At 71.0% G+C, this 8960-nt stretch carries 7 protein-coding genes; 1 reads left to right on the top strand and 6 read right to left on the bottom strand.

What is annotated here, in order from left to right:
* Positions 1-7: 7 nt before the first annotated feature.
* From HMPREF3099_RS08430 to HMPREF3099_RS08405, 6 genes are all read right to left on the bottom strand, one after another.
* Positions 8-751 carry a type 1 glutamine amidotransferase gene (locus HMPREF3099_RS08430; RefSeq protein WP_070705560.1) on the bottom strand — a complete coding sequence of 248 codons (744 nt, stop codon included), beginning with the start codon at positions 749-751 and terminating at the stop codon, positions 8-10.
* Between the two features lie 82 nt (positions 752-833).
* Positions 834-2021 (bottom strand): ABC transporter ATP-binding protein, encoded by a 1188-nt coding sequence (locus tag HMPREF3099_RS08425; RefSeq protein WP_083323638.1) that lies wholly within the window; start codon positions 2019-2021, stop codon positions 834-836.
* Positions 2018-3064, bottom strand: coding sequence for an ABC transporter ATP-binding protein (locus HMPREF3099_RS08420; RefSeq protein WP_070705559.1), 1047 nt, complete (start codon positions 3062-3064; stop codon positions 2018-2020). The genes HMPREF3099_RS08425 and HMPREF3099_RS08420 overlap by 4 nt, the downstream gene beginning before the upstream one ends.
* A gap of 5 nt (positions 3065-3069) precedes the next feature.
* Complete coding sequence (locus tag HMPREF3099_RS08415; RefSeq protein ID WP_070705558.1) at positions 3070-4008, bottom strand: ABC transporter permease; 939 nt, start codon at positions 4006-4008, stop codon at positions 3070-3072.
* Positions 4009-4012: 4 nt separating this feature from the next.
* The gene (locus HMPREF3099_RS08410) at positions 4013-5023 is read right to left on the bottom strand and encodes an ABC transporter permease (RefSeq protein ID WP_070705557.1); all 1011 of its coding nucleotides are present in this window, start codon (positions 5021-5023) and stop codon (positions 4013-4015) included.
* Between the two features lie 107 nt (positions 5024-5130).
* Entirely contained in the window at positions 5131-6819 is a 1689-nt protein-coding gene (locus HMPREF3099_RS08405) for an ABC transporter substrate-binding protein (RefSeq protein ID WP_070705556.1), read from the bottom strand.
* A 206-nt stretch (positions 6820-7025) separates the two neighbouring features.
* On the opposite strand from HMPREF3099_RS08405, the gene typA reads away from it, so the two are divergent.
* Positions 7026-8915, top strand: coding sequence for a translational GTPase TypA (gene typA / locus HMPREF3099_RS08400; protein WP_070705555.1), 1890 nt, complete (start codon positions 7026-7028; stop codon positions 8913-8915).
* The last annotated feature ends 45 nt before the right edge of the window (positions 8916-8960 follow it).

The following is an 8960-nucleotide window of genomic DNA, read 5'->3' as shown; positions in this document are numbered from 1 at the left end:
CGGGGACTCAGGCGCGGCTGGCCGCCCGCTCCTCCACCTGGTCGGCGAACCAGTGCGCCAGCGGCGTCCACGTGGCACGCAACCGGTCGCCCGCCTCGCCCACGCGGCGCGCGGCCTCGGCCACGTCGATGCCGTCCTCACGCACCTGCTCGGCGCTCGGCTTGTCCACGGTCCAGGCGTTGAAGACCACCGGACCCGCCTCGGGGTGCCCCTGGAAGCCGATGCCGTGGCGGCCGTAGCGGGCGGCACCGACCGTCCCGTCGGGGGAGGTGGCCAGCACCGTGGCCGCTGTCGGCAGCTCGGTGACCACGTCGTTGTTCCACATCACCACCTGCTCGCCGCCGAACGGGGCGGTGGCGGGGTCCTGCTCCCCGGCGGGGGTGAGCTCCACGGTGGCCAGACCGGTGGCGTGGCCGTGCGGGTTGGGGGCCACGCGCCCGCCGTGGGCAACGGCCATGAGCTGGTGGCCCAGGCAGGTGCCCAGCTGCGGGACGCCGGCCTCCTCGGCGGTGAGCAGCAACTGCTTGGTGGGGGTCAGCCAGGCGAAGCGGTCGTCGTCGTGGGCGCCCATCTCGCCACCGAGCACGAGCAGGCCGTCGGCGGCCCCCAGGCGCACCGAGGCGTCCTGCGGCCAGCCCTCCCAGGCGCGGATGACGTCGAGCTCGATGCCGCGCGAGGTCCACACCTCGCCGAGCAGGCCGACCGGGCAGTTGTCCTCGTGCTGCACCACCAGGATGCGGGGGTTCGTCATGCGCCGACCCTACGCCCAGAGGGCCGGGACCCCTGTGCGACGGGGGTCCCGGCCCTCTGGGCCGTGCGGTGGGCGGCCGGCGTCAGGCCACGGTGTCGCGGGCGGTGAGCCCGGCGTCGGCGGCCTGCTGCACCACCTCGGCCTCCACCCGCCGCGGCTGGATCTCCCCGTGGACGATCCGCTCCACGTGGTGGCAGGCCACCGTGTGCGAGGCCGAGACGCCCGGCAGGTCCACGGTGCGCAGCGCGGGCCGCTCGGTGGAGCAGCGGTCCTCCTGCACGAACGGGCACCGGGTGCGGAAGCGGCAGCCCGAGGGCGGGTCGGCGGGGGAGGGCAGGTCGCCGGAGAGCAGGATCTGCTCGCGGCTGTCCTCCACCACCGGGTCCGGCACCGGCACGGCCGACATCAGCGCCCGCGTGTACGGGTGCAGCGGCTCGGCGTAGAGCTCCTCGGCGTCGGCCTCCTCCACCAGCCCGCCGAGGTACATGACGCCCACGGTGTCGGAGATGTGCCGCACCACGGCGAGGTCGTGGGCGATCACCAGGTAGGTCAGCCCGCGCTCGCGCTGCACCGTGCGCAGCAGGTTGATGACCTGCGCCTGCACCGAGACGTCGAGGGCGGAGACGGGCTCGTCGGCCACGATGAGCTCGGGGTCCAGCGAGAGCGCCCGGGCGATGCCGATGCGCTGGCGCTGTCCGCCGGAGAACTCGTGCGGGTACTTGCCCAGCGCGCTGGCCGGCAGCCCCACCTCGCGGAGGAGGTCCTTGAGCTTCTGGCGGGCCGCCGCCTTGTCCTTGGTCATGCCGTGGGCGCTCATGCCCTCCCAGAGCAGGGACTCCACCGTCTGCCGCGGGTCCAGCGAGCCGTAGGGGTCCTGGAACACCATCTGCATGTGGCGGCGCTGCCTGCGCAGCTCCTCGCCCTTGTACTCGGTGAGGTCGCGTCCGGCGAAGTGCACGGAGCCGTCGGTGATCGGCTCCAGCTGCAGCAGCGCCCGCCCGAAGGTGGACTTGCCGCAGCCGGACTCGCCGACCAACCCGTAGGTCTCACCGCGGCGGATGGTCAGGCTCATGCCGTCCACCGCCTTGACGTGGCCCACGGTGCGGTCGAACACGATGCCGCGCTTGATGGGGAAGTGCACCTTGAGGTCGCGCACGTCCACCAGCAGGTCGTCCTGCCCGGTGCGCCCCGCGTTCCCGGCCCCGGCGGGGACACGGGTGTCCTCACCGGCGGCCACGGTGCCGTCGAACTCGTCGATGCTGGTGCTCATCGCGCCTCCTGGACGGGGTTGAAGCAGCGCAGCCGGCGGTCGTCGGCGACCGCGTCGTCGGCCACGAGCTCGGGGCTCTGCCGGGTGCACAGCTCCACCGGCTGGCTGCAGCGTGGCGCGAAGGCGCACGCGCTGGTCCACGGCAGGTTGTCCACCACGGACCCGGGCACCGGCGTCAGCTCGGCGCCGCGATCCCCCTCGAGGCTGGGGATGGAGCCCAGCAGCCCGGTGGTGTACGGGTGGCGGGGGTGGGCGAACAGCGGGTGCCGCTCGCCGCGCTCCACGACGCGGCCGCCGTAGAGCACGTTCACCTCGTCGCACAGCCCGGCGACCACGCCCATGTCGTGCGTGATCATGATGAGCGCCGTGCCGGAGTCGCGCACGAGGTCCTTGAGCAGCTGCAGGATCTGCGCCTGGATGGTCACGTCCAGGGCGGTGGTGGGCTCGTCGGCGATGAGGAGCCGCGGCTCGCAGGCCAGCGCCATGGCGATGAGCGCGCGCTGGCGCATGCCGCCGGACAGCTGGTGCGGGTACTCCTTGAGGCGCCGGTCCGGGTCGGGGATGCCCACCTTGTCGAGCATCACCTTGGCCTGCGCCATCGCCTCCTTGCGCTTCAGTCCCTTGTGGCGCTCGATGACCTCGCTGACCTGCAGGCCGATCGGCACCACCGGGTTCAGCGAGCTCAGCGGGTCCTGGAAGATCATGGCCAGGTCGCGTCCGCGGCGGTCGCGCATCCTGTCGTAGCCCAGCGGCAGCAGGTCGGTGCCCTCGAAGAGCACCTGGCCGGAGACCTTCGTGCCGCGCTCGGGCAGCAGGCCCATGACGGCCAGCGAGGTCACCGACTTGCCGCAGCCGGACTCGCCGACCAGGCCCACCGTCTGGCCGGGGTGCACGTCGAACGAGACGCCGTCCACGGCCGTGAACGGCTCACGTCCGCGACGGTGGAACTCCACGGTGAGGTCCCGCACGGAGAGCAGCGGCTCGCCGGGGCGGCTCGGACGGTCGGACGGGTGGGCGGACGGGCGGGTGGCGGGGGTCGCCATGCGCGTCACCTCCGGCTCTTCGGATCGAGGGCCTCACGCAGCGCCTCGCCCATCAGCGTGAACCCGAGGGCCACGACGATGATGCAGAGGGCCGGGTAGACGGCCATGTGCGGGTAGGAGTCGATGAATTCCTGGGCCTCACCGAGCATCTGGCCCCACTCGGGCCGGCGGGTGTCGGCGGCACCGACGCCCAGGAAGCTCAGCGCTGCGGCGTCGATGATGGACGTGGCCATGACCAGGGTGGTCTGCACGATCACCGGGCCGAGCGCGTTGGGGATCATGTGCCGGAACACGATGGGCCCGAACTTCACGCCCGCGGCCCGCGCGGCCAGGATGTGGTCGCTGTCGCGCTGGGCCAGCATCGAGCCGCGCAGCAGGCGGGCGAAGATCGGCACCTGCACGATGGCGATGGCGAGGATCACCGTCTTGAGCGTCGGCTGCGAGAACAGGGCGGCCACGGAGAAGGCCATGAGGATGGACGGGATCGAGAGCATCACGTCCACCACACGCATGACCAGCGCGTCCACCCAGCCACCGAAGGCACCGGCCAGGGTGCCCAGGACGAGGCCGCCGAGCAGGCCGCCGGCGGTGGCCAGCACGCCCACCATGAGCGTCTGCTGGCTGCCCACGATGAGGCGGCTCAGCAGGTCGCGCCCGCTGTTGTCGCCGCCGAGCGGGTGCCCGGGGGCGGCCTCGGGGATGGGGGTGGAGGGGGTCACCGAGTCGAGCATCACCCCGGCGATGGGGTCGTGCGGGGCGACCCACGGGGCCACGAGCGCGAGCAGCAGGAAGGCCACCACGATCGCCAGACCGATGAGGAAGGCGACGTTGGTGCGCAGGCGCCGCCAGGCGCCCATCCACAGGGACTCGCCCTTGGCGTCGTCGACGGTGCCCGCCTCGCGGACGGACTGGTCGACCAGGGCACTGGGATTCGGCTGGGTCATGGCGTCACCTCGTCCGGACGCGCGGGTCGATGACCGCGTAGAGGATGTCGACGATCAGGTTCACGAGCACGTACACGGCGGCGGCCACCATGACGAGCAGCTGCAGCATCGGGTAGTCGCGCTGGCGGAAGGAGATGGCCAGCGCCTCGCCGATGCCGGCGATGGAGAAGACCGTCTCGGTGAGCACGGCACCGGCCAGGAGCGCACCGATCTGCAGGCCGATGACCGTCACCACGGGGATGAGCGCGTTGCGCATCACGTGGCGGCCGCGGATCACGCGGGAGGCCAGGCCCTTGGACTGCGCGGTGCGCACGTAGTCCTCGTCGAGGACGTCCAGCACCGAGGCGCGCGTGATGCGGAAGATCACGGCGAACGGGATGGAGGCCAGGGCCAGGCCGGGCAGCACGAGGTGCAGCAGGGCGTCCCAGGCGGCGTCCCACTCGCGGGTCATGAGCCCGTCGAGCACGAAGAAGTTGGTGATGTGCGTGGCGTGCAGGCTCGGGTCCTGGCGGCCGGAGACCGGCAGCCAGCCGAGCTCGGTGGCGAAGATCCACTTGAGCACGAAGGCCAGGAAGAACACCGGCACGGCCACACCCACCAGCGAGCTGACCACCGAGAGGTTGTCGAACAGGCCACCGCGGCGACGGGCCGCGAGGTAGCCCAGGGGGATGCCGGCCAGGCAGGCCAGAGTGATGGCCACGACGGTCAGCTCGATGGTGGCCGGGGCGCGCTGCACGAGGATCTCGGTGACGGGCGTGCCGGGCACGAGGCCGGTGGAGACGCCGAAGTCGCCGGAGAGGCAGCGCTTGAGGAAGGCGACGTACTGCAGGGGCAGGGGTTGGTCCAGGCCGAGCTGTGCCTCGAGGGCCTTGCGGGCCTCCGGGGTGCCGCGGTCGCCCAGCAGGGCGGACACGGCGCCGCCGGGGAGCGAGCGCAGCCAGAAGAAGAGCAGGACGCTCAGGACGACCAGGACGAGCACCATCTGGAGCAGACGGCGCGCGATGAAGCGGATCACAGGCGCACTCCTGTCGGGGTGGTCCGGGGTACGGGTGCGCCCGGGGCGTCAGGGTGACGCCCCGGGCGCCGGTCGGCGGGGGCCGAGGTGCACGGCCCCCGGGTGGCTCACTCCGAGAGCGAGGCGGAGGCGAAGCGCTCGGCGGTGAGCGGGGAGGCCACGAGGCCCTGCACCTTGGAGCTCACCACGAGGGCGGGCGGCGAGTGGGTGAGCGGCACGGCGGGCAGGTGCTGCTCGTCCATCAGCTCGGCGTTGAGCTCCTGGTAGCGCTTCTCCCGCTCGGCGTCGTCCACGATGGCGTCGGCCTTCTTCAGGTCGGTGGCCAGCTTCTTGCCCCACGGGTACTCGCCGGTGGCGAAGCGGTTGTCGGTGGTGCCGAAGAAGGTGCCGATGAAGTTGTCCGGGGAGTCGTAGTCGCCGGTCCAGCCCAGCAGGTAGGCCTGCGCCTTGCCGGTGTCCACGCCGTCGAGGTAGCCACCGTTCCACGGCTTGGAGCTCGCCTTGACGGTGATGCCGGCCGCCTCGAGGTCACCCTGGATGGCCTCGAAGATCTTCTGGGGGTCCGGCATGTAGGGGCGGGACACCTCGGACGGCCACCACACCTCGAGGGTCAGGTCCTCGGCGCCGGCCTCCTTGAGCAGCTTCTTGGCGCCCTCGGTGTCGTGCGGGATCGCCTCGACCTCGGAGTTGTATCCCTTCACGGTGTCGGGCATGAACTGCGTGGCCACGCTGGCGCCCTCGGGCATCTGGCTCTTGACCAGCTGCTCCTTGTTGATGGCCATGGCGATGGCCCGGCGCACCTTCGGGTCCTTGAGCTTCGGGTTCTCCTTGGCGTTGAGGCCCAGGTAGAGGATGTTGAAGGGGTCGCGCTTCATGACCTGGTTGCCCTCGTCCTCCAGCGACTTCCAGTCGATGGGGTTGGGCAGGTCGTAGCCATCGATGGACCCGGCCTTGAGCTCCTGCTTGCGGGTGGACTCGTCGGGGATGACCTTGAAGATCAGCTCGTCGAGCTTGGCCTTGTCACCGTGGTAGTCCTCGTTGCGCTTCAGCTTGATGGTCTTGTTGGCGCGGTCGTAGCCGGCGAAGGTGAACGGGCCGGTGCCGGTCGGGTGCTTGGTGGCGTACTCCGGGTAGGCGAAGCCCTCGCCCTGGGCCTTCACGTCGTTGGCCTTGTACTTGTCCATGGCCGTGGGGGACTGCATGGCCAGCGAGGAGAGCGTCAGCATGGTGGGGAACTTGGACGTGGGCTCGGTGATGGTCACCACGGCCTTGTTGTCCTCGGGGGCCTTGCAGCCCTTGTAGAGGGAGTCGACCTTGCCGTCGGCGAAGCCGCCCATGGTGTCCTGCCAGTAGGCGGAGACCGACGGGCTCTGGCCGGCACCGGTCTGGTTGTACATGCGCTCGAAGTTCTTGCACACGGCCTCGGCGTTGAAGGGGGTGCCGTCGTGGAACGTCACCCCCTCCTTGAGGGTGAAGGTCCACTGGGTGCCGTCGTCGTTGGACTCCCACTTGGTGGCCAGCCCCGGGCCCACCTTGGCGGTGCCGGGCTCGATCTCCAGCAGCCCCTCGAAGACCTGGCGGGTGATGCGGAAGGTCTCGCCGTCGGTGGCGTAGAAGGGGTCGAAGAGCTTGGGCTCGCCGGCCGCGCCGAAGGTCAGCGTGCCGCCGGCGGCCTGTTCACCCCCGCCGGAGCCCTCACCCCCCTTGTCGCGCTGGGACTCCGCACACCCGGACAGGGTGAGTGCGGCGGCGCAGACGGCGGCTGCGACGGCCGCGGACTTGCGGTGGGTGCTCATGGGCTCTCCTCACGTGTCTCGCGCAGGGCGTGTGACCTGCGCGACCCGGGGCCGCGGGGGCGGCCGTGTGTGGATCAGACGCTAGGCGTCGGGCGCGGAGCGGGCCACATCTTGGGCAAGTCGCAATCCGATTGACACCAATTCGTGACCTGCGCGACATCCCGGGGGTGGGGCGAGCGACCGCGATCGGGGGGATACTGGAGGTTATGACGCAGACCTCCCGCGCTGACCGGCGCAATGTCGCCATCGTTGCCCACGTCGACCACGGAAAGACCACGCTGGTCGACGCCATGCTCCACCAGTCGGGGGTGTTCGGCGAGCACTCCAAGGTCGACGAGCGGGCGATGGACTCCGGCGACCTCGAGCGGGAGAAGGGCATCACCATCCTCGCCAAGAACACCGCGGTGCACTACCGCGGCCCGGCCGCCCAGGACCTCGAGGGGGTGGGCGAGGACGGCGTGGTCATCAACATCATCGACACCCCCGGCCACGCCGACTTCGGTGGCGAGGTGGAGCGCGGCCTGTCGATGGTGGACGGTGTGGTGCTCCTCGTGGACGCCTCCGAGGGCCCGCTGCCCCAGACGCGCTTCGTGCTCCGCAAGGCCCTCGAGGCCAAGATGCCGGTGATCCTGGTCATCAACAAGGTGGACCGCCCGGACGCCCGCTGCGCGGCCGTCATCGACGAGGTCTACGAGCTCTTCATGGACCTGGGTGCCGAGGAGGAGCAGATCGACTTCCCGATCGTCTACGCCTCCGGCAAGGCCGGTCGCGCCTCCCTGGAGGCCCCGGGCGACGGGGTGCTGCCGGAGAACGAGGACCTCGAGCCGCTCTTCCGCACCATCCTGGAGACCGTGCCGGCCCCGGTGTACGACGACGAGGCCCCGCTGCAGGCCCACGTCACCAACCTCGACTCGTCCAACTTCCTCGGCCGCCTGGCCCTGTTGCGCATCAAGAACGGCACCCTGCGCAAGGGCCAGACCGTGGCGTGGATGAAGCGCGACGGCAGCGTCTCCAACGTGCGCCTGTCCGAGCTGCTCGTCACCGAGGGGCTGGAGCGCCAGCCGGCCGAGTCCGCCGGCCCGGGCGACATCGTGGCCGTGGCCGGCATCGCCGAGGTGATGATCGGCGAGACCCTGGCCGATCCGGAGAACCCGGTGGCGCTGCCGCTCATCCACGTGGACGAGCCGGCCATCTCCATGACCATCGGCACCAACACCTCGCCGCTGGCCGGCAAGGTGAAGGGCAGCAAGGTCACCGCCCGCCTGGTGAAGGACCGCCTCGACTCCGAGCTCATCGGCAACGTGTCGCTGCGCATCCTGCCGACCGACCGTCCCGACGCGTGGGAGGTGCAGGGCCGCGGCGAGCTGGCGCTGGCCATCCTCGTGGAGCAGATGCGTCGCGAGGGTTACGAGCTCACCGTCGGCAAGCCGCAGGTGGTCACCAAGGAGATCGACGGCAAGGTGCACGAGCCGGTCGAGGCCCTGACCATCGACGCCCCGGAGGAGTTCCTCGGCGCGATCACCCAGGTGATGGCCAACCGCAAGGGCCGCATGGAGGAGATGAGCAACCACGGCACCGGCTGGGTGCGCATGGAGTTCCGCGTGCCGAGCCGCGGCCTCATCGGCTTCCGCACCGAGTTCCTCACCGAGACGCGCGGCACCGGCATCGCCCACCACATCTTCGACGGCTACGAGCCGTGGTTCGGCGAGATCCGCACGCGCATCGCGGGCTCGCTGGTGGCCGACCGGGCCGGCAACGCCACCTCCTACGCCATGTTCAACCTGCAGGAGCGCGGCACCCTCTTCATCCACCCCACCACCGAGGTGTACGAGGGCATGATCGTCGGCGAGAACTCGCGCGCCGATGACATGGACGTGAACATCACCAAGGAGAAGAAGCTCACGAACGTGCGCTCCGCCGGTGCCGAGGTGCTGGAGCGCCTGGCCCCGCCGCGCGCGATGAGCCTGGAGCAGTCGCTGGAGTTCTGCCGCGAGGACGAGTGCGTGGAGGTCACGCCGGAGGCCGTGCGCATCCGCAAGGTGGTGCTCGACCAGGTGGCCCGCGGCCGCGAGGCGCGCCGCGCGAAGAACGCCTGAGCAGGCCCGCGCATGCCGGAGGCCGGCACCCCCACGGGGGTGCCG

The organism is Kytococcus sp. HMSC28H12 (assembly GCF_001816045.1).
In the GTDB taxonomy this organism is placed as follows: domain Bacteria; phylum Actinomycetota; class Actinomycetes; order Actinomycetales; family Dermatophilaceae; genus Kytococcus; species Kytococcus schroeteri.
This window is presented reverse-complemented; position numbering and strand designations above follow the sequence as displayed.

Coding starts and splice junctions, on each gene's coding strand:
- HMPREF3099_RS08430 (WP_070705560.1), bottom strand. CDS start 751: ATGACGAACCCCCGCATCCTGGTGGTGCAGCACGAGGACAACTGCCCG.
- HMPREF3099_RS08425 (WP_083323638.1), bottom strand. CDS start 2,021: ATGAGCACCAGCATCGACGAGTTCGACGGCACCGTGGCCGCCGGTGAG.
- HMPREF3099_RS08420 (WP_070705559.1), bottom strand. CDS start 3,064: ATGGCGACCCCCGCCACCCGCCCGTCCGCCCACCCGTCCGACCGTCCG.
- HMPREF3099_RS08415 (WP_070705558.1), bottom strand. CDS start 4,008: ATGACCCAGCCGAATCCCAGTGCCCTGGTCGACCAGTCCGTCCGCGAG.
- HMPREF3099_RS08405 (WP_070705556.1), bottom strand. CDS start 6,819: ATGAGCACCCACCGCAAGTCCGCGGCCGTCGCAGCCGCCGTCTGCGCC.
- typA (WP_070705555.1), top strand. CDS start 7,026: ATGACGCAGACCTCCCGCGCTGACCGGCGCAATGTCGCCATCGTTGCC.